General features: G+C 64.2%; 13 protein-coding genes. 11 read left to right on the top strand and 2 right to left on the bottom strand.

The window, feature by feature from the left end; all coding sequences use genetic code 11:
- Positions 1-383: c-type cytochrome (locus ACFQU0_RS11290; RefSeq protein WP_382200773.1), on the top strand; the 383-nt coding region annotated here is incomplete at its 5' end.
- A gap of 3 nt (positions 384-386) precedes the next feature.
- Here the strand turns inward: ACFQU0_RS11290 and ACFQU0_RS11285 are convergent.
- Entirely contained in the window at positions 387-905 is a 519-nt protein-coding gene (locus ACFQU0_RS11285) for a peroxiredoxin family protein (protein WP_382200771.1), read from the bottom strand.
- Between the two features lie 162 nt (positions 906-1067).
- Here ACFQU0_RS11285 and ACFQU0_RS11280 point away from each other — a divergent pair, with 162 nt between their 5' ends.
- The 5 genes from ACFQU0_RS11280 to ptsP are packed head-to-tail and all read left to right on the top strand — an operon-like array spanning position 1068 to position 5360.
- Positions 1068-1613, top strand: coding sequence for a hypothetical protein (locus ACFQU0_RS11280; RefSeq protein ID WP_382200769.1), 546 nt, complete (start codon positions 1068-1070; stop codon positions 1611-1613).
- On the top strand, positions 1610-2899 hold the full coding sequence (locus ACFQU0_RS11275) for an MFS transporter (protein WP_382200767.1): 1290 nt from the start codon (positions 1610-1612) through the stop codon (positions 2897-2899). The genes ACFQU0_RS11280 and ACFQU0_RS11275 overlap by 4 nt, the downstream gene beginning before the upstream one ends.
- A gap of 10 nt (positions 2900-2909) precedes the next feature.
- On the top strand, positions 2910-3356 hold the full coding sequence (locus ACFQU0_RS11270) for a PTS sugar transporter subunit IIA (RefSeq protein ID WP_382200765.1): 447 nt from the start codon (positions 2910-2912) through the stop codon (positions 3354-3356).
- Positions 3325-3594 carry an HPr family phosphocarrier protein gene (locus ACFQU0_RS11265; RefSeq protein WP_382200763.1) on the top strand — a complete coding sequence of 90 codons (270 nt, stop codon included), beginning with the start codon at positions 3325-3327 and terminating at the stop codon, positions 3592-3594. Before ACFQU0_RS11270 ends, ACFQU0_RS11265 begins: the two co-directional genes overlap by 32 nt.
- On the top strand, positions 3591-5360 hold the full coding sequence (gene ptsP, locus ACFQU0_RS11260) for a phosphoenolpyruvate--protein phosphotransferase (protein ID WP_382200761.1): 1770 nt from the start codon (positions 3591-3593) through the stop codon (positions 5358-5360). The genes ACFQU0_RS11265 and ptsP overlap by 4 nt, the downstream gene beginning before the upstream one ends.
- Positions 5361-5369: 9 nt before the next feature.
- Here the strand turns inward: ptsP and ACFQU0_RS11255 are convergent, their stop codons facing one another.
- Positions 5370-6215 carry a DMT family transporter gene (locus ACFQU0_RS11255; RefSeq protein WP_382200759.1) on the bottom strand — a complete coding sequence of 282 codons (846 nt, stop codon included), beginning with the start codon at positions 6213-6215 and terminating at the stop codon, positions 5370-5372.
- A 138-nt stretch (positions 6216-6353) separates the two neighbouring features.
- Between ACFQU0_RS11255 and ACFQU0_RS11250 the strand changes: the two genes are divergently transcribed.
- The 5 genes from ACFQU0_RS11250 (at position 6354) to ACFQU0_RS11230 (ending at position 19392) form a co-directional block, all read left to right on the top strand.
- Entirely contained in the window at positions 6354-8531 is a 2178-nt protein-coding gene (locus ACFQU0_RS11250) for a type I secretion system permease/ATPase (protein WP_382200757.1), read from the top strand.
- Positions 8532-8533: 2 nt separating this feature from the next.
- The gene (locus ACFQU0_RS11245) at positions 8534-9952 is read left to right on the top strand and encodes an HlyD family type I secretion periplasmic adaptor subunit (RefSeq protein ID WP_382200756.1); all 1419 of its coding nucleotides are present in this window, start codon (positions 8534-8536) and stop codon (positions 9950-9952) included.
- Positions 9953-9985: 33 nt separating this feature from the next.
- Positions 9986-10645, top strand: a complete 660-nt coding sequence (locus tag ACFQU0_RS11240; protein WP_382200754.1) for a LuxR C-terminal-related transcriptional regulator — start codon at positions 9986-9988, stop codon at positions 10643-10645.
- Between the two features lie 13 nt (positions 10646-10658).
- Entirely contained in the window at positions 10659-11009 is a 351-nt protein-coding gene (locus ACFQU0_RS11235) for a hypothetical protein (RefSeq protein ID WP_382200752.1), read from the top strand.
- Positions 11010-11145: 136 nt separating this feature from the next.
- A complete protein-coding gene (locus ACFQU0_RS11230) occupies positions 11146-19392 on the top strand; it encodes a retention module-containing protein (protein ID WP_382200750.1) in 8247 nt (2748 codons plus the stop codon).
- Positions 19393-19443 lie beyond the last annotated feature (51 nt).

The raw sequence follows: 19443 nt of genomic DNA, 5'->3' as shown, positions 1-19443 counted from the left end.
ACCGTGAGCCCCTCAGGGCTCTATCCAGGGTGGGTCAATATTGGATGGAAACGGTGGGTCAGAATTCGGTGGAAATCAACACGATGGCCAATGGCCGTGTGCCGTTTGACGCGAAGGTGGCGCAAGACAACGCCGCGTTGGTGGAGACGTTGAGCAAATTGCCTTGGGCGGGGTTCACGCCCGACACGGAAAAGCTCAAAACCAAGGCCAAAGCCGACGTCTGGAAAGACGGCGCCAAGTTCAAGCAGGCGCAGGACAACATGATGTCCGAAGTGGCCAAACTCAACACCGTGGCCAAAACCGGCAACCTCGACCAGATCAAGGCCGCCTTTGGCAACGCAGCGGGCTCTTGCAAAGCCTGTCACGACGCCTTCCGGGAGTGAGCATCAAGCCTGCGCCAGCAGTTTTTCAACCAGCTGGTGCAGGGCGTCAAACTCGGGCTCGCCCACATACCGTTTGACGATGTTGCCCTGTTTGTCCACCAGGTAGGTGGTGGGCGTGAGTTTCACGTCCCCCCAGGCCTTGGCCACTTCACCGGTGTTGTCCAGTGCCACTTTGAAGGGCAACTGGCGGGTTTGCGCGAAGTTGTTGACCCATTTTGGCGGGTCGTAGCTCATGGCAACCGCCACGGTCTCGAAGCCACGGTCTTTGAACTTGTTGTGTGTGGCCACCAGGCTGGGCATTTCCTTCACACAGGTCACGCAGGTGGTGGCCCAGAAATTCACCAGCACCACTTTGCCCTTGAAGCTGGCGGTGTCCACCGTGTTGCCATCGAGCAGCACAAAACGCGAGGCCGGCGCTTGCTCCTGGGTGCCGCAACCCGCCATGCCCAGCAAGCTCAGCGACATGCCCGCCCACGCGGTGGAGGCAACAAAACGGCGGCGGGATGGCGGGCGACGGTTCATGGTGGAGGCAGGCAGCGGGGCGGAGGGACAAACGGAACGCGGGGCAACACACGTGTGGCGCGCACCCGCAGGGAAATGGATGCCGATGGGGCGAGAAAGTTCAGCCCAAGGCTAACATGCCACCTTTTGCCCGCACAGTGGGCGCCTGTTTCACGGAGTGTCATGCGCGGTTCGAGTTTCTGCCTGGGGTGTCTGACCTTGTGCCTGGTGGCGTGCAGCCCCACGTTCAACTGGCGCGATGTGTCGCTGGCCGGGGCGCCGCTGCGGGCGCAACTGCCCTGCAAGCCCGAGCGCGCCGAACGCCAGGTGCCCCTGACCGCCGCCGGCACCACGCTGCACCTCTTGAGCTGCGAAACCGGGGGGCTCACGTTTGCCCTGGCCTGGGCCACGCTGGCGCCGCAGGACAACCCATCGGCGGTCTTGGACAGTTGGCAACTCGCGGGCTGGGTCCGTTTGCGCCAGACGCAGGCCGCCGCCGACACGCCCCCGGCTGGCTGGACGGCCTGGCCAATGCCGCTGGCGGGCGCACAAACCCTGCGGGGCTGGCAAGGACAGGGGCTGGACCACGAAGGCCGCACCGTGTCGGTCCGACAGGTGTACTTCGCTCACGGGGCGGTGGTGTACCAGGCGGCGGTCTACGGCTCCAGCACCGACCCAAGCGTTGTGGCACCGTTTTTTGAGGCCTTGCGCCTGCCCAGCACGCCATGAGTGCACCATCGACCGCATCGGACAAAGGCAGCTTGCCCATCGCCACGGCGGTGCTGGTGTTCCTGTCGTTTGCGCTGGCTTACTTTTTATCTGCCCTGGTGCGGGCGATCACGGCCACCCTGTCGCCGACGCTGAGCGCCGAATTCGCCCTGCAATCCAGCGACCTGGGCCTGCTGGCCGGGGGGTATTTTCTGGGCTTTGCGCTCACGCAACTGCCCCTGGGCAACTGGTTGGATCGCTTCGGGCCCAAACGCGTCATCCTCGGCTTCCTGTCCTTGGCCGTGCTGGGGGTCATCGCGTTTGCGCTGGCGGGGCAGTTTGCCACCCTGCTGGCGGCGCGGGTGCTCACCGGCATGGGCGTCAGCGCGTGTCTGATGGCGCCCCTGACCGGCTTTCGCCGTTGGCTGACGCCCGCCGCCCAGCTGCGTGCCAATGCGTGGATGCTCATGACCGGGTCGCTGGGCATGCTGGCGTCCACCTTGCCGGTGCAATGGCTGATGCCGGTGGTCGGCTGGCGTGGGCTGTTCTGGGGGTTGGCGGTGCTGATTGCGCTGGCCATGTTGGTGCTGGCCTGGGCCGTGCCCCGTTGGGACACCGCCGACGCCCATGAGGCGGACGGACACGCGCCCGCGCCGCCGGGGTATGGCGCCATCTGGCGCAACCGGTTTTTCCAGCGCATGACACCGATCGGCTTTTTCTGCTACGGCGGCATGGTGGCGGTACAGACGCTGTGGGCGGGGCCTTGGATGGTCCGGGTGTCGGGCTTCAGCGCCGCGCAGGCCGCGCAAGGTCTGTTCTGGATCAACGCCTTCATGCTGGTCACATTCTGGGTGTGGGGGTTGGTCAACCCGGCGCTGGTCAGGCGGGGGCTGAGCGCGCCGCGCCTCATGGCCTTGGGCATGCCGTTGAGTTTTGTGGTGCTGCTGGCCAACATCGTGCTGGCCGAAGGCGTGGGCTGGCTGGGCTGGGCGCTGTACTGCGTCAGCTGCACCTTTGTCACGTTGTCGCAGCCGGCCGTCGCGTTGGCTTTTGTGCCTGCGCTGGCCGGGCGGGCGTTGTCGGCTTACAACTTGGTCATCTTCAGCGGTGTGTTTGTGGTGCAGTGGGGCATTGGGCTGTTGGTGGATGCTTTTGCGCAGGCGGGTTGGTCGGTGACGGCGTCTTTCCAGGGCGCTTTTGTGGTGTACCTGGTTTGCTGCGTCTTGTCCTACCTTTACTTTTTGGCGGTCAAGGCAGAAGGGCGTGCGCCCACCCCCGTGCGTCAACCCCTGGGCCAAGCCCGATAAACTGCGTGCCATGAACGGCATCCTCATCATCGCCCACGCGCCGCTGGCTTCGGCATTGCGCAAATGTGTGCTGCATGTGTTTCCCGATGCCGCCGACGCCGTGAGCGCGCTGGACGTCATGCCCAATGTGCCGCCTGAAGAGTCGCTGGCGCAGGCCCGCATGCTGATGGCCCAGCTCGGCACTCCGCAAACCCTGGTGGTGACCGACGTGTTTGGCGCCACCCCCTGCAACGTGGCCAGCAAGCTGGTGGACGGCATACGCTCGCGGCTCATCGCCGGGGCCAACCTGCCCATGCTGCTGCGCACGGTGTCGTACCGCCACGAATCCCTGGAGGCGCTGGTGACGCGTGCCGTGGCCGGCGCCACGCAGGGCGTCATCCAGGTGGCCATCACCGCGCCGCACCACCAAGTCAGACGACAAACCCATGATCAAGACCACCGCGACCATCAGCAATAAGCTCGGCCTGCACGCCCGGGCCTCGGCCAAACTCACCAAGCTGGCCGGCAGTTTTCCCTGTGAGGTCTGGATGTCGCGCGGCGACCGCCGCGTCAACGCCAAAAGCATCATGGGCGTGATGATGCTGGCCGCCGGCATCGGAACGCAGGTCGAAGTCGAAACGGCGGGCGCGCAGGAGCAGGACGCCATGGACGCGCTGCTGGCCCTCATCAACGACAAGTTCGGAGAAGGCGAGTGACGTTTTCTGTCCACGGCCAGGCGGTTTCGCGCGGCATCGCCATCGGGCGGGCGGTGCTGGTGGCGTCCAGCCGGGTGGACGTGGCGCACTACTTCGTCACGGCCGAGCAGGTCGAGAGTGAGATCGAGCGGGTGCGCGCGGCCCGCAATGTGGTGGTGGACGAGATCACCCGCATCCGCGAAGGGCTGATCGAAACCGGCACCAAAGAAGCGCACCACGAACTGGTGGCCCTGCTCGAAGTGCACCTCATGCTGCTCATGGACGAGCAGCTCACGGCCGGCGTCAAACACTGGATCGTGGAGCGGCATTACAACGGTGAGTGGGCGCTCACCACGCAACTGGAGGTGATCGGGCGCCAGTTTGACGAAATGGAAGACCCGTACCTGCGTGAGCGCAAGGCCGACCTGGAGCAGGTGGTCGAGCGCATCCTGCGGCAGATGCGGGGCGTGGGCTCACCGGTGGCCGCACCGCCGCCAGCGGCCCGGCGCAGCTCGCAGCAGGAGTTGTTGCTGGACGACACCCTGGACGTTCCGCTGGTGCTGGTGGCGCACGATTTGTCGCCGGCCGACATGCTGCAGTTCAAGCAGAGCGTGTTCGCGGGTTTCATCACCGACGTGGGGGGCAAGACCTCGCACACCGCCATCGTCGCGCGCAGCATGGACATCCCGGCGGTGGTGGGTGCGCGCAGCGCCAGCCAACTCATCCAGCAGGACGACTGGGTCATCATCGATGGCGATGCGGGTGTGGTGGTGGTCGATCCCTCGCCCATCGTGTTGGCCGAGTACGGCTACAAACAGCGCCAGGGTGAGGTCGAACGCGAGCGCCTGAGCCGGCTGCGGCACACGCCGGCGGTCACGTTGGACGGCCAGAAGATCGAGCTGTTGGCCAACATCGAACAACCGTCGGACACGGCCACCGCGCTGGCCGCAGGTGCGGTGGGCGTGGGGTTGTTCCGCAGCGAGTTCTTGTTCATGGGCCGCAACGGCCACCTGCCCGACGAAGACGAACAGTACCTGGCCTACAAAGCAGCGGTGGAAGGCATGCACGGCCTGCCCGTCACCATCCGCACCGTGGACGTGGGCGCCGACAAGCCGCTGGACCACATCCGCCGCGCCGACGACCACCTCAACCCCGCCCTGGGCCTGCGCGCCATCCGCTGGAGCCTGTCTGAGCCGGCCATGTTTCTGGTGCAACTGCGTGCCATCCTGCGCGCGGCGGCCCACGGGCAGGTGCACATCCTCATTCCCATGCTGGCGCACGCGCACGAAATCCGGCTCACGCTGGCCCTGGTGCAAAAGGCGCGCGAACAGCTGGATGCCCAAGGGGTGGTGTATGGCCCGGTGCAACTGGGCGCCATGATCGAGGTGCCGGCGGCGGCCCTCACCGTGACCATGTTCCTCAAGCATTTCGACTTTTTGTCGGTGGGCACCAACGACCTCATCCAATACACCCTGGCCATCGACCGCGTGGACGAAGCCGTGGCCCACCTGTATGACCCGCTGCACCCGGCGGTGCTGCAGCTGCTGGCACGCACCATCGCCGAAGGGCATGTGCAGGGCAAACCGGTCAGCGTCTGCGGCGAAATGGCCGGCGACGTGACCATGACCCGGCTGCTGCTGGGCATGGGCTTGCGCAGCTTTTCCATGCACCCGTCGCAGGTGCTGGCGGTCAAGCAGCAGATTTTGCGCAGCGACACCCGCAAGCTCGAAACCTGGGCGCAGCGTTTGTTGGCCAGCGACGAGCCGTCGGAGCTGTTGAACGAATAAGGGCTGCCCTCAGCCCTTGGCCCGGGTGCCCACGATGGCCGCGCCCACGATCAGCACCGCCGCTGCCAGCACATGCAGACCCGGCGTTTCGCCCCTGGCGGCGAGCAGCAACAGCGTGGACAGCAGTGGCGTGATGAACGACAGCAGCCCGATCTTGCGGGCATCACCGCGCTTGAGGGCTGCGTCCCACAGAAAAAACGCCGCGCCCAGCGGGCCCAGACCCAGCACCACCAGACGGGCGAGATCGCCCCCTGTCAGCGTCACCGACGGTTCCAGCCACACATGGCAGGCCAACGACAACAACCCGGACACCAGCGCAAAACTGCCAATGGCCGCCGTGGGAAAAGCCGCCACCCGTTGTGTCAGCAACGAGTAGCTGGCCCAGATGAAGGCCGAGCCCAGCGCCAGCACGTAGCCCCACTGCAGACCACCGCCCTGCAGCGCATCCACCTTGCCGCCCACGATGGCCAGCGCCGCGCCGGCAAAACCCACCAGCGCCGCCACCACGTGCACCACCCGCAGGCCCACGCCGGGCAAAAACACCGGCGCCAGCACCACCATGCCCAGCGGCCACAGGTAGTTGACCAAGTTGGCCTCCACCGGCGGCGCGTGGCGCAGGGCGAGGAACAGCAGAAAGTGAAAACCGAACAGGCCGTAGACACCCAGGGCCAAGGTGGGCAACGGCACCCGCCATTGACGCCAGTCAAAGCGCGACAGCGGCAAGGCGATGACACTGCCCACCAGCAAGGCGAGGCCGGTCAGCAGAAACGGCGGGAGGTGGGTCAGCGAGGCACCCAATGCGGCCAGCGTGCCCCACAAAACGATGGCCCCCAGGGCCAGCAGGTATGCGTGCATGGGGCGGGAGCTTAACCGGTCGCTCTGCAAATTCTTGTTACACTGAATTTCACATGTCGTGCCGCCGGTGCGTGTGTCAAAATTGTCACTTTATGTTCGTGCCTGCTCAATGATTGGGTGGGCACCAGGCTCGCACGCATGAAGCTTCCGGAAAATTCGATGTTGTCTGACGATCCGATCCTGGAAACCGCCGCCGAGGCGCCCAGGGATGACGCCTTGCTCGCCTGCCTGCTGCTGGTGGCCCGCACCCATGGCGAGTCGCTCACGGCCGACGGGGCGGTGGCCGGGCTGCCGCTGGAAGGTGGCAGGCTGACCCCCTCGCTGTTCGAGCGGGCTGCGGCCCGTGCCGGCCTGAGCAGCCGGGTGGTGGCGCGGCCGTTGCGTGATTTGCAACCGGCCCTCTTGCCGGCCGTCGTTTTGCTGCAGGATGAACGCGCCTGTGTGGTGCTGGCTTGGTCTGAGGACCGAACGCACCTCAAAGTCGCCTACCCCGAACTGGCCGACGCGCCGGTGGACGTGCCGCTGGACGATTTGCAGGCGCAGTACATGGGCGTCACCATTTACGCCCGACCCAAGCTGCGCTTCGATGCGCGCACGCCCGTGGTGCGGGAGGGGCGCAGCGGCCACTGGTTCTGGGGTGTGATCGCCGAAAACCGCGCGCTCTACCGCGACGTGCTGCTGGCCGCGTTTCTGGCCAACACCTTTGCGCTGGCCATGCCGCTGTTCACCATGAACGTGTACGACCGGGTGGTGCCCAACAACGCCATCGACACCCTGTGGGTGTTGTCCATTGGCCTGGTGCTGGTGTTGATCGGTGATCTGGTGCTGCGCATCATGCGCAGCAAATTCGTGGACTTGGCCAGCAGCCGGGCCGACGTCAAGCTTTCGGCCTTCATCATGGAGCGGGTGCTGGGCACCCGCATGGAGCAGCGCCCTGCCTCGGCAGGCTCGTTTGCCTCCAACCTGCGCGCTTTCGAATCGGTGCGCGACTTCATCGGCTCGGCCACGGTGGTGGCTTTCATCGACCTGCCGTTTGCGCTGATCTTTTTTGTGGTCATCGGCTGGATCGCCTGGCCCATGCTCATCCCGCTGGTGCTGGGCGCCCTGGTGATGCTGTTGTACGCCCTGGCGGTGCAGGGCCGCATGCACGAGCTGGCCGAAACCACCTACCGCGCGGGCGCCCAGCGCAACGCCACGTTGATCGAGGGTCTGGTGGGTTTTGAGACCGTCAAGGCCCTGGCGGCCGAAGCGCCCATCCAGCGCAAATGGGAAAAAAGCGCAGCTTTGCTGGCCCGTGTGGGCGCGCAGTTGCGCCTGCTGTCCAGCAGCGCCAGCTACAGCTCGGCCTTTGTGCAGCAGGCCATCAACCTGGCCATTGTGGTGTTGGGTGTCTACCTGATCAGCGAGCGTGCGCTCACCATGGGTGGTTTGATTGCCTGCACCATGCTGGCGTCGCGCGCCATGCAGCCGGTGGGTCAGGTGGCGGGCCTGCTGGTGCAATACCACACGGCCGCCACGGCGCTCACCTCGCTCAACGAGATGATGAAGAAGGACGTGGAGCGCCCCGAAGGCAGCACCTTCATCAGCCGGGGCAGCCTCAAAGGGGCGATCGAGTTCCGCGACGTCGCCTTCACCTACCCCAACCAAACCGCACCCTCGCTGCGCGGCATCAACCTGCGCATCAAGCCGGGTGAAAAAGTGGCCATCCTGGGGCGCATCGGTTCGGGCAAAACCACGCTGGAAAAGTTGATCCTGGGCCTGTACCAGCCCAGCAGCGGCGCCGTGTTGGTGGACGGCATCGACCTGCGCCAGCTCGACCCGGCCGAGCTGCGCCGCCAGATCGGCTACGTGCAGCAAGACGTCATGCTGTTTTATGGCAGCCTGCGCGACAACCTCACCATGGGGGCGCCTCTGGCCGATGACGCGGCGGTGGTGAAAGCCGCCGAAATCGCCGGCCTGCTGGGCTTGGTGAACGCCCACCCGCAAGGGTTTGACATGGTGGTGGGCGAGCGCGGCGAGTCGCTCTCCGGCGGGCAGCGCCAGAGCGTGGCCATTGCGCGCGCCGTGATCAACGACCCACCCATTTTGCTGCTGGACGAGCCCACCGCTTCGATGGACCATTCCAGCGAAGAAGAGCTGAAAAAACGCCTGCGCGAGTTTGCGGCATCCAAAACCGTGTTGTTGGTCAGCCACCGCACGTCCCTGCTCGATCTGGTTGATCGCATCATCGTCATGGACGGTGGTCGCATCGTGGCCGATGGACCCAAAGAGCAGGTCATCACGGCGCTCCGGCAAGGCCGCATCGGAAAGGCTTGAGCATGTCTGAAATGGGCGAAAAAGGCTTCGAACGCCTGGGCAAACTGGGCAAGGCCGGTGGCAAGGTGGGCGACCCGGTGTTTGGTGGCGTGGTCAAACGGTTGGCGCCACGACGTGACGACGTCGAGGTGCGCGACTGGGCCGGCGATGCCGACTGGGCGCAGCTGCAACAAGAGCCCCTGCGGGCGCGCCTGCTGCTGCGGGTGGCGGCCACGGTGCTGGTGTTGTTGATCGTCTGGGCGGCATTCGCCCAGGTGGACGAGGTCACCCGGGGCGAGGCCAAGGTGGTGCCCACCAGCCAGGTGCAAATCCTGCAAAGTGTGGACGGCGGTGTGGTGGAAAGCCTCAATGTGCGCGAAGGCGATTTGGTGGACGTGGGGCAGGTGCTGCTGCGCGTGGATTCCACGCGTTTCGAGTCCAGCGCCAGGGAGAGCCAGTCCACCCGCCAGTCCTTGCAGGCCAAGGCCCTGCGTCTGGAAGCGCTGACACGCAACACCAGCTTCAACCCACCGGCCGACCTGGTCAAACAGGTGCCCGACATCGTGGCCCAGGAGCGCATGCTGTTCGAGTCCAGCCGCTCCGAAATGGCGGCCCAGTTGTCCATCGCACAAAACCAGCTGACCCAGCGCCAGAACGAGTTGCGTGAGGTGCAGGCCCGCCGCGACCAGGCCGAGCGGGGACTGGAGCTGACGCAGAAGGAACTCAACGCCACCAAGCCCATGGTGGCCACGGGGGCGGTGTCCGAGGTGGAAATCCTGCGCCTGGAGCGCGAAACGGCCCGCTTGCGCGGCGACCGCGACCAGGCCGCCGCCCAAATTTCGCGTGTGCAGGCGGCCATTCTGGAGGCGCAGCGCCGCATCGAAGAGGTGCAGCTCACGCGGCGCAACCAGTTCAGCGCGGAGTTGTCCGAAACGCTGAGCCGCCTGTCTGCCTTGCGCGAGGGCGGCGCCGCGCTGGACGACAAGGTCAAGTACGCCGAGATCCGGTCGCCCGTGCGGGGCACCGTCAAGCGCTTGCTGGTCAACACCGTGGGCGGTGTGTTGCAGCCGGGCAAAGAGGTGGTGGAAATCGTGCCGCTGGACGATGCCCTCATTCTGGAGGCGATGATCACCCCCAAAGACATCGCGTTTTTGCGGCCCGGCCAGGTCGCCACCGTCAAATTCACCGCTTACGACTTCGCCATTTACGGCGGGCTGGAGGCCGACGTGGTCAGCATCGGCGCCGACTCGGTGGTCAATGAGAAGGGCGAGGCCTTCTACACCGTGCGGGTCAAGACGCGCAAATCCAGCCTCGGCGACAACCTGCCCATCATCCCCGGCATGGTGGCGCAGGTTGACATCATGACGGGCAAAAAAACCATCCTGTCCTACCTGTTCAAGCCCGTGCTGCGCGCCAAGGCCAACGCCCTGTCGGAGCGTTGAACACGGCGCCGCCGCACCATGGAAACACCGCATATGAGCACATCGTTTTTCCTGTCGAACGCCCAGGCCCAGCCCCCGGTGCTGCCCAGCGAGCGCTGGCGCGAGGCTTTCCCCACCGGCCCGTGGGGCGACTGGGCCCGGGTCAGCCAGGACAGCCGCGCAGGTGACACCGTGTGGGTCAGCACCGCCTACCCGTTGTGGCTGGAGGTGGTGGCCCAGCTGCTGCAGGCCGAGCCCAGGCGCCTGGTGGTGGTGCTGAGTGCTGCGCCCGACCAGACCGAGGGCCTGCGTGCCATCAACGCCGGTGCCAAGGGCTATTGCCACCTCTACGCCGTGCCGGAGCTGCTGCAGGAAGTGGCACGTGTGGTGCAGCAAGGTGGGCTGTGGGTGGGCCCTGAACTGTTGGAGCGCATCGTGGCGGCCACCCGCGACCTGCTGGCCCGCTCCACGGCGGCCGATCAGCTGCCTGCCCCCGACCTGTCGGCCCTGTCGGCACGCGAAGCCGAGGTGGCACAGGCCGTGGCCGCCGGCAAATCCAACCGCGAGGTGGCCGAGCAGCTGTTCATTTCAGAGCGCACCGTCAAGGCCCACCTGGGCGCCGTGTTTGAAAAACTCGGTGTGCGCGACCGCCTGCAGTTGGCGCTGCGCCTGTCCGGCCGGGCCACCAACCGCCCGGCACCCAAACCCCATTGACCCAGGTGCCCCCATGATGCACATCCAGCGCGACGAACGTGGCGAGGTGATCGGGTTGCTGCAGCGCCCGCTCACCACCGAAGAGGCCAGCAGCGGCGACTGGCTGGAGGCCGACCCGGCCGATCCGGCCGTGGCCGCGTTTGCCCGGCGTGTTGGCGAGGTGGGCAACCAGAACCCGCTGGCACTCACCGACGCCGAACTCGCCCGCGTGACGGAAGACCTCATCGACGTGCTCATCGACCGTGCGGTCATCCAGTTCACCGACCTCCCCGTGGCCGCGCAGAACAAGCTGCTGCAACGCCGCCAGACCCGGGCCACGCTGGCCAACCGGCTCGACCTGCTCGGCGGCGACGACATCATCTGACCCCACGGGGCAAAAGGCGCCCGTCAGACCGCCTGAAAACGTCAAAAATCCGACAAATTTGTACCTTGGTCCAATGGTTAATAAAGGTTAACAAGGCGTAACCTCTCTCCACCTTCCCTCAATCTGGAGAGATTCCATGGCACAAGTAGTTTCCATACGCGGCACCGCCTTTGTGGTGGGCCTGGATGGTCAGACCCGACCGCTCAAGGTCGGTGACAAGATCCTCAAAGGCGAAACCATCGTCACCAGCGCAGGCGGTGGCGTGGAACTGGCCATGGACGACGGCCGTCCGCTGTCGCTGGGCGCACAGCAAACCGTCAAGATCGACGACGCCGTTACCGCCACCACCACCCCCACGCCCGCCGAAGGCAGCGTGGGCAGCGGCACCATCGACAGCGTCATCCAGGCGCTGGACCGTGGCGGCGACCTGACCGAAGAACTCGAAGCCACCGCAGCCGGCCCCGGCGCCGGTGGTGGTGCCGGTGGTGAAGGCGGCGGTTTTGTCCGCCTGCTGCGCATCAGCGAAGGCACCGATCCGCTGGCGTTCGACTTCGACACCGGTCTGAACGACATCCCGCCTGCCACCGATCCCGAAGCGCTGGTGGTGGCCGCTGTTGAGCCGCCGCCGCCCGTGGCGCCTCCGCCCCCTGTGGCCCCGCCGCCGCCCGTGGCGCCTCCGCCCCCTGTGGCCCCGCCCCCGCCCGTGGCGCCTCCGCCTCCCGAAGTGCCCCCGCCGCCACCGGAAGAGCCGCCGCCTCCGCCCGTGTCACCCACCCTCGAAGGTGGCGGTGCGGTCATCCGCGAGCCGCTGATCGATGGCACTCCGGTCCAATCGCCCGGCACCCAGCCCGACGACGCACCAGAAGTCACCACCGGCGAATTCACTTACACGCCCGGCACCGTTCCCAACACCATCTGGCTGGTGAATGCCGACGGCGTTGAAATTCCTTTGACCGGGGACCCTTCCACATGGATTCTTACCGGTGAGTACGGCACTATCCAGGTGTTCCCTCCGTCCACCGAGGGCGGTCCATACACTTTCGAGTATGTGCTGGACGGCAACGTCATGCACAAGAAGCCCGAGCTGAGCGGTGACGACCTCGATCCCACGGTGGATTCGTCGCCCACCGACGACGACAGCACCTACGAAGACGACACGGTGCCCGATCCATTTTTCATCGAGGTGCGCGACCCGGATGGCGATGTCATTGCCTCTGCCGACATCGGCATCACCATCACCGACGATGGTCCGGTCATTTCCCCTTTGCTTAAAGAAGGCACCCAATCCACGGCTGAGTTTGGTCAGCTGCTGGTTCAAGACCACGCGCTGAACAACGACGCCAGCACCGGCACCAAGCCGGGCAGCGAGGATGAAACCGATTCCGGCGGCGTGATCAACACCGTGTTCAAGGTGGAGTTCGGCGCCGACGGTGCCAAGCTGGTGAACGGCGAGGACGGAGGCAACGACGAAAGCTCCTTCCCCAGCCAGGGCATCACCAACGGCTTGTCTTTCTCGTTCAACGTGACGGGCATCGACTCTGGCCTGAGAGATGCCTTGACCGGTGAACCCATCTACTTGACCACCACCAACGGTGGCAAAACCGTTGAAGGCCGGGTGGCGTTGGGCACGGAGAGTGAACCCGCATCCGAACCCGTATTCACCGTGTCGGTCGATGAGTTTGGCAATGTCACGCTGCAGTTGCTGCGCCCCATTCAGCACGACGACAGCACGCCAAACGCAGGGCAGGGCGCGCTTCAGGTGTTGAACCTGGTGGGCGGCGACGACGGTGAAGACGCCCCGGTGTTTGAGCTCAAGATCACCGCCACCGACAGCGATGACGACTGGGATGAACAAACCCTGGATCTGAACGGCAAGTTTGCCTTTGGCGACGATGAGCCAGTGCTGATCACCGGCGAAGACGACAAGCCTTTGGGCCTGCAGACACTGGACCTGGAAGAAGAGTCGGCCGCCAACAAAGCAGGCGATGGTGTTATCGGCAATGACGAAGGTTCGCCAGAGACGCCAGAGACGTTGGGCGCCAGCGGTGGTGGCACCGTCAAGACGGGCGTCATCAACTGGGGTGCCGACCAGTTTGGCAGCGTTACCCAGGTCAAGATGGGTAGTGAGACTTACACCGCCGAGGGTGGCTTCATCACCGTGAAGTATGGCGCCAATGGCGTTGCGCTGCCATTCAACTCACCAGCTGACGCGTCTGCGGAACTGGTCATCGATGTCAAGGAGGGCACCTACACCCTGACCGTGACGGCCGCCTTGGACCACACCAAAGCGACCGCGCTGGATCTCACCGGCATGACGGCGGACGAGGCCGCTGCGGCCATGAACGAGGCAGAGGAAACGCGAGACCTCAGCACGGTCACCATCGTGGGCGTGGACAAGGACGGCGACCCCATCGAGGTCGATCTCTCCGCTACCGTGAAGGACGACGTGCCCGATGTGGTGGTTGAAGCGCCCGACGCGTCCATCATCCCCTCCTTCTCGCTCACCTACCACGGTGGCGAGGCTGGTCATAACAACAGCATTGGCTTCTACGTCAAAGACCCCGTGACGGGTAAGCCTGCCGCAGGTGCAGTGCTGTTCGACGGTGTGCGCGACACCCCCTCGGCCGACGGTTCCGTTGGCACGTTGACGGTGGACGGCAAGACCTACACCGTGACCCTGACCGACGACGGCAAGGGCTACACCGTGCAACTGCCTGAAGGTGTGGCACCCGACGACATCGGCTTCTTCCTGGTGCCCAACGGCGGCTCGGCCACCCAGTCGTTTGACCTGACGCCTGTGGGCTTTGAGCAGGTGGGTGGCGACGGCCCGTGGGCGGTCAACCTCAACGGCACCTTGCTCAGTGGCGACGCGGAGGGCAGCTCGGGCGGTCGTGTGTATTTCACCGACAGTGCCCTCAATGCCGATGGCCAGTCGCACGTGCAGAACACCCCTTCGGGTGCGTGGAGCGGCACGGGCAACTTCAACTGGGAAGACCTGAAGATCACGTCCGGCTCGTCCGACAAGGACTACGAAGACGTCAACCTCACGCTGAACTGGTCGGGCGTGCCGCTGATCGTGTCCGATGCCGGCACTGCAGATGACGACGTGAGCACAGATGACGACAGCGAAGCCAAGCTCAGCAGCCGCTTTGAAGTGAGCTATGGCGCCGATGGTGAAAAGGCGCTGGCCTACACCTTCCGCCTCGGCGCCGGCACGGTGTTGCTCAAAGACACCGCCACGGGTGAAACCGTCACCATCCGCCTGAGCGACGACAAGACCGAGGCGGTTGGCGTGGTCGACACCGTCGACGGCGAAAAGCCGGTGTTCACCCTTTCGGTGGACAGCAACGGCGTGCTGACCCTGACCCAAGAGCGTGCCGTGCTGCACGGCAGCAGCAACCCGCACGAAATCATCAACCTGGGTGCTGGCGTGCTCAGCCTGGTGGCCACCGCCACCGATGGTGACGATGACAAGACTGCCAACAGTTTCGATATTGGTCGCCAACTGAACTTCCAAGACAGCGGCCCGGTGGCCAATGACGACTTTGCCACCGTTGTCGCCACGGCAGATGTCAAGACCTTCAACGTCTTGAACGACGGCTCCGGCAAGGACGTGCACGAAGGCATGGAAGACGGCGCGCTGGCACAACTGGTGTGGCTGCGCCAGGGAGGTGACCGCAGTGGCGCCACCACCGACTTCTTCGACGTTGCCGACACCCAGGTGTCTGCCACCGGCGTGTTGGGCACGCTCAGCATCGCAAAAGATGGCGATGCCACCTACGATGTGGACAACAAAAATGCCATGGCGCTGGGCGAGGGCGCGACCTACACCGACCAGTTCAACTACCAGATGAAGGACGCCGACGGTGACACCGACGTGGCCAACATCAGGGTCACGGTGGAAGGTGTGAACGATGCGCCCGAGTTCGTCACCGGCAAAGACACCACCACCACCCTGTGGGTGGACAAGGACGGCGACGGCAAACAAGACAGCGGCGAAACCAGCAAGTATTCCGAAGCCAACAAGGATTCGCTGGCGTTGAAGGTGGAGGAAGACGCACTGCCCACCGGCAACAAAGCGGGTGAGGGTCAGAAGTCGGACAAAGACATCGCAGGTTTTGGCCTGGCCGATCCAGACATTGGCGACCAGCCGGACGTGGCCTTCCAGGTCACCGGTTTGCCGAGCCTGAAGTCCGGCGGAGCTGACGTGGTCTGGACGCCGAGTGACAACAACACGAAGCTGATTGGTAGCGTCAACGGCACCACCGTGATCACCGTCAGCATCAGCGGCAACTACAACGACGGTTACAGCGCCAAGGTCGACATCTACGGCGCCATCGACCACGCGGCCCCGCCTGCAGGAACCCGGACCGACAACGACACGCTTGACCTCAACTTCACATTGGTGGCCAATGACCGCCTGGCGAATCCCGCCACCGGTCTCACCGACACCATGGCCTTGAAGGTCACCGTGGAGGACGATGCGCCCGTGGTCACCATCAACGGCGGCAAGATCGCGCTGACGCTGGAAGAAGAATCGGTGCCCAAGGTGGGTGGCGGCGTGATCGGCAACAACGAGACCGATAACCCGAACTTGAGCTACACCAGCGGCACCAAGACGATGACGGGCGCGGTGAACTGGGGTGCAGACGGCTTCGGCAAGGTCACGGGCGTGACGTTCGGTGGCAACACCGTCAACGTCAGCGGTGGCTCGGCCACGGTGTACTTCAACGCTCTGGGCCAGGCCCAGACCACATCGTCCGGCTCGGCCGCCACGCTGGTGGTGAATGCCAACGGCGACTACACGCTGACGGTGACGGGTGCGATGACACACGCAGCCGGCAACGGCGAAAACCTGCTGGACCTGACCAAGGTGAACCTGGTGGGCGAGGACAAGGACGGTGACGCCGTGTCGGTGGAACTGGCCGCCAGCGTGCAGGATGATGTGCCAGTGGTCAAGACCGGTTCGGACGGCAAGTTGTCGCTGACGCTGGAAGAAGAGTCGGTGCCCAAGGTGGGTGGCGGCGTGATCGGTAACAACGAGACCGAGAACCCGAACCTGAGCTACACCAGTGGCGTCAAGACGATGACGGGTGCGGTGAACTGGGGCGCAGACGGCTTCGGCAAGGTCACGGGCGTGACGTTCGGTGGCAACACCGTCAACGTCAGCGGTGGTTCGGCCACGGTGTACTTCAACGCCGAGGGCCAGGCACAGACGGGTGCGACCGGCTCGGCCGCCACCCTGGTGGTCAATGCCAACGGCGACTACACGCTGACGGTGACGGGTGCGATGAAGCACGCAGCCGGCAACGGCGAGAACCTGCTGAACCTGACCAAGGTGAATTTGGTGGGCGAGGACAAGGACGGTGACGCCGTGTCGGTGGAACTGGCCGCGAGCGTGCAGGACGATGTGCCCGTGGTCAAGACCGGTTCAGACGGCAAGCTGTCCGTTACGCTGGAAGAGGACTCTGTCGCAGGCCTCAACGGCAACGACAAGCTGGCCAATGGCAGCCCGGAAGATGTGTTGTCCGCGACCACCGGGGCCAAGACGATGACCGGCGCGGTGAACTGGGGTGCCGACGGTTTTGACAAGGTCACCAGTGTCAGTTTCAACGGCACCACCAAGGCGGTCGATCCTGCTGGCACGACGATTTACTTCGACAAGAACGGTGACGTGACGTCTAACGCGGCCAACGCCGCCGCCAACATGGTGGTCAAGCAGGACGGCACCTACACCGTCACTGTCACTGGCGCCATGACCCACACTGGGCAGGGTGCCGACTTCCTGAAGTTGGACGAAGTGACGTTCACCGGCCAGGACAAGGACGGCGACACCGTGCAGGTGGCGCTTGCCGCCGAAGTGCAGGACGATGTGGCTGTGTCCACGGGCGCGCAGAACGTGGTGATCGGCAACGGGGGCGCTCCTGCCGAAGCCATCAACCTGATCTTCACGCTGGACATTTCGGGCAGCATGGATGACAAGGTTGCGGTGGGGTCCACAGAGCTATCCAAGCTCGCTATCGCCAAAAATGCCTTGACGCAGCTGTTGGAAGGCTATGAAGCGAAGGGCACCGAGGTCATGGTCCAGTTGGTCACGTTCAGTACGAACGCGAGCAGCAAGCAGTGGATGACCGCCGATCAAGCTCTCACGGAGATTGGCAAGTTGTCTGCGAACGGCTATACCAATTACGAAGCTGCTCTGGATGAAACGGCATCCTTGACACCTGGCGCTACGCCAGGCGTCAATGCCCCCCTGGCGAACGGCAACACGGTCGCATACTTCATCTCTGATGGTGAGCCAACAGTTGAACGCGACAGAGACAGCGACAGTGCTACGGATGGTTATGACACTGATGGCCGTGAAGACGGTGACGGCTCGGCGTATTTGGACAGCGCCTACTTCACCCAATGGCAAACCTTCGTAAACGGGAACGTGGACAAGCTGTTTGTGATTGGCATTGACGACAACCTGACCGACAACTATCTCGACATCGTTGCCTTGCAGAAGGATGAAAACGGCAACGCGATAACTCCAAATCCCGGAGACGTGGTAGGAACGGTTACCTTGGTGAAGGCGCCAGCCGATTTGCCGGACGTTCTTGGTAAGACGGGCGAAGTGGAAGAAGTGTCTGCCACGGCGAGCCTGGGCATCGACATCGGGGCCGACGGCTGGGGCATGGTCAAGCTCAGCGATGTGGACATGGCAAGTTTGCCGGCCGACGCTGCGGTGACCACTGCCGCAGTTCGCAACTACGCAACCGGGGTGGCGGCGAATGGCGAGTCGATTTTTGTCACCTCGGGTGGCGACAAGCTGGTCTACCTGAGCAGCGCCGACGGCAAGACAATGACCGCCTACAAGGAAAGCGACCTGAACGCCAACAACACAGTCAAGGCCGGTGCGTCGGCGGTGATGTCGGTGGCTGTGAGCACGGCCAACTCGACCTACACCGTCACGATGATGGGCGTGATCGACCCGCATGTGGTGGGCAACAAGGCCGACGCTACATACGGTGACTGGGTCAACAAGAGCGGGTCGAAGGAGTACGTTAAGCAAGAAGGTGAATTCAAGGCTGTCGTAACGCAACAAGATGTTGAAGGCTCCATCAGCTTGAAGCACAGCAATGTGGTCGATACCGATCGAACCGACGGCGGGACGGTGACCTACACGGGTACCAAAGATGGTGTGACGGCGACCGTGGTGGTGTCTGGCACGACTACTGGGGGTACTGCTGCGGATGTGAACGTTAACAATAGCTCGCTGTATGTGGGTGCCACTGCCGACGGCAATATGGACAAGGGCGACAAGTTGTCGCTGGCGGTTTCGGTGTCTGGGGCACCGGTCGCTGATCTGAAGCTGGTGAGCATCACGGGAGCAACATCCGACGACAACTCAGATCCGTGGTCCTGGGGTGCGGGTGCTTTCGAAGGTGAGGCCGCTGCATTGACGGGAGCAACAGGCGGAAATCTCGGAAGTTTCACTGCAAAGAACGATGGTGACCAAGCGCACGACTTCACTATCGAATCCACTGCGGGGGATTTTGTGGTGAGCGATGACCTCACCGTCAAATACACCTACGACATGGTTGACAACTACCAAGTCTACGAAGAGCAGACGGTGCAGACGCGTGACGTGACCTACACCCAGTCGGCCTACGACGTGACGCTGGTGTTCAAGGTGGAAGCGACCGACGGCGATGGCGATGCGGTGGAAACCGTGTTCCACGTGACGGTGGATGCCAACAACGACAAGGTGCACGAAGCGCCCAGCGCCTCCGGTGCCACGGCCGTGGTCACCGAGCGCGTGTACCAGGAGCAGCAGACGGTGGTGCAGGACGTCTACAAGGAAGGCAACGTCTACAAGGATATGGATTCAAACCCAGTGCCGGTGCCTCAGGGTTCCATCACAGTGGTGGCTGGCTCCGACAAGGCCAGCGGTGATCCGGCCACGTCCACCACAAGCTCTGACGCGGCGCGTGACACGGTGTTGGATGCGCTCGACGGCACCTTCACCCAAGACGACGTCATGGTGGGCGGCGCCGGCGACGACACCTTCACCTCGGGTGCAGGCGCCGATGTCATCGAGATCAACCTCGCCGACTCCAACACCGGCGACAGCGATGTCATCACCGATTTCAACGAGTCGGATGCGCTGCTGATCCAGGACATCCTGCCCGACACCGATGGTGGTCTGGATGTGACTGAAACCGCCAGCGGCGCCGATACGGTGCTGACGGTGGACAGCAACGGTGGCAGCGGTGAGGGTACGGTTCAGGAGGTGGTGGTGCAGGACAACACGCCTGCCGAACTCTCGCCTTACGGCATCGGTCTGGCGGCCGACATCCTGACCATCACCACCACCAATCCCGATCCGAACGTCACCTGACAGGGCGTCTGAACGATTGGTTTGTGTGAGATAAACCCCGGGGAGCGATCA

Source organism: Hydrogenophaga defluvii, assembly GCF_042665235.1.
In the GTDB taxonomy this organism is placed as follows: domain Bacteria; phylum Pseudomonadota; class Gammaproteobacteria; order Burkholderiales; family Burkholderiaceae_C; genus Hydrogenophaga; species Hydrogenophaga defluvii_A.
This window is presented reverse-complemented; position numbering and strand designations above follow the sequence as displayed.

Excerpts from the sequence above, each read along its gene's own strand:
- ACFQU0_RS11285 (WP_382200771.1), bottom strand. The coding sequence starts at position 905 with ATGAACCGTCGCCCGCCATCCCGCCGCCGTTTTGTTGCCTCCACCGCG.
- ACFQU0_RS11280 (WP_382200769.1), top strand. The coding sequence starts at position 1,068 with ATGCGCGGTTCGAGTTTCTGCCTGGGGTGTCTGACCTTGTGCCTGGTG.
- ACFQU0_RS11275 (WP_382200767.1), top strand. The coding sequence starts at position 1,610 with ATGAGTGCACCATCGACCGCATCGGACAAAGGCAGCTTGCCCATCGCC.
- ACFQU0_RS11270 (WP_382200765.1), top strand. The coding sequence starts at position 2,910 with ATGAACGGCATCCTCATCATCGCCCACGCGCCGCTGGCTTCGGCATTG.
- ACFQU0_RS11265 (WP_382200763.1), top strand. The coding sequence starts at position 3,325 with ATGATCAAGACCACCGCGACCATCAGCAATAAGCTCGGCCTGCACGCC.
- ACFQU0_RS11255 (WP_382200759.1), bottom strand. The coding sequence starts at position 6,215 with ATGCACGCATACCTGCTGGCCCTGGGGGCCATCGTTTTGTGGGGCACG.
- ACFQU0_RS11250 (WP_382200757.1), top strand. The coding sequence starts at position 6,354 with ATGAAGCTTCCGGAAAATTCGATGTTGTCTGACGATCCGATCCTGGAA.
- ACFQU0_RS11245 (WP_382200756.1), top strand. The coding sequence starts at position 8,534 with ATGTCTGAAATGGGCGAAAAAGGCTTCGAACGCCTGGGCAAACTGGGC.
- ACFQU0_RS11240 (WP_382200754.1), top strand. The coding sequence starts at position 9,986 with ATGAGCACATCGTTTTTCCTGTCGAACGCCCAGGCCCAGCCCCCGGTG.
- ACFQU0_RS11235 (WP_382200752.1), top strand. The coding sequence starts at position 10,659 with ATGATGCACATCCAGCGCGACGAACGTGGCGAGGTGATCGGGTTGCTG.
- ACFQU0_RS11230 (WP_382200750.1), top strand. The coding sequence starts at position 11,146 with ATGGCACAAGTAGTTTCCATACGCGGCACCGCCTTTGTGGTGGGCCTG.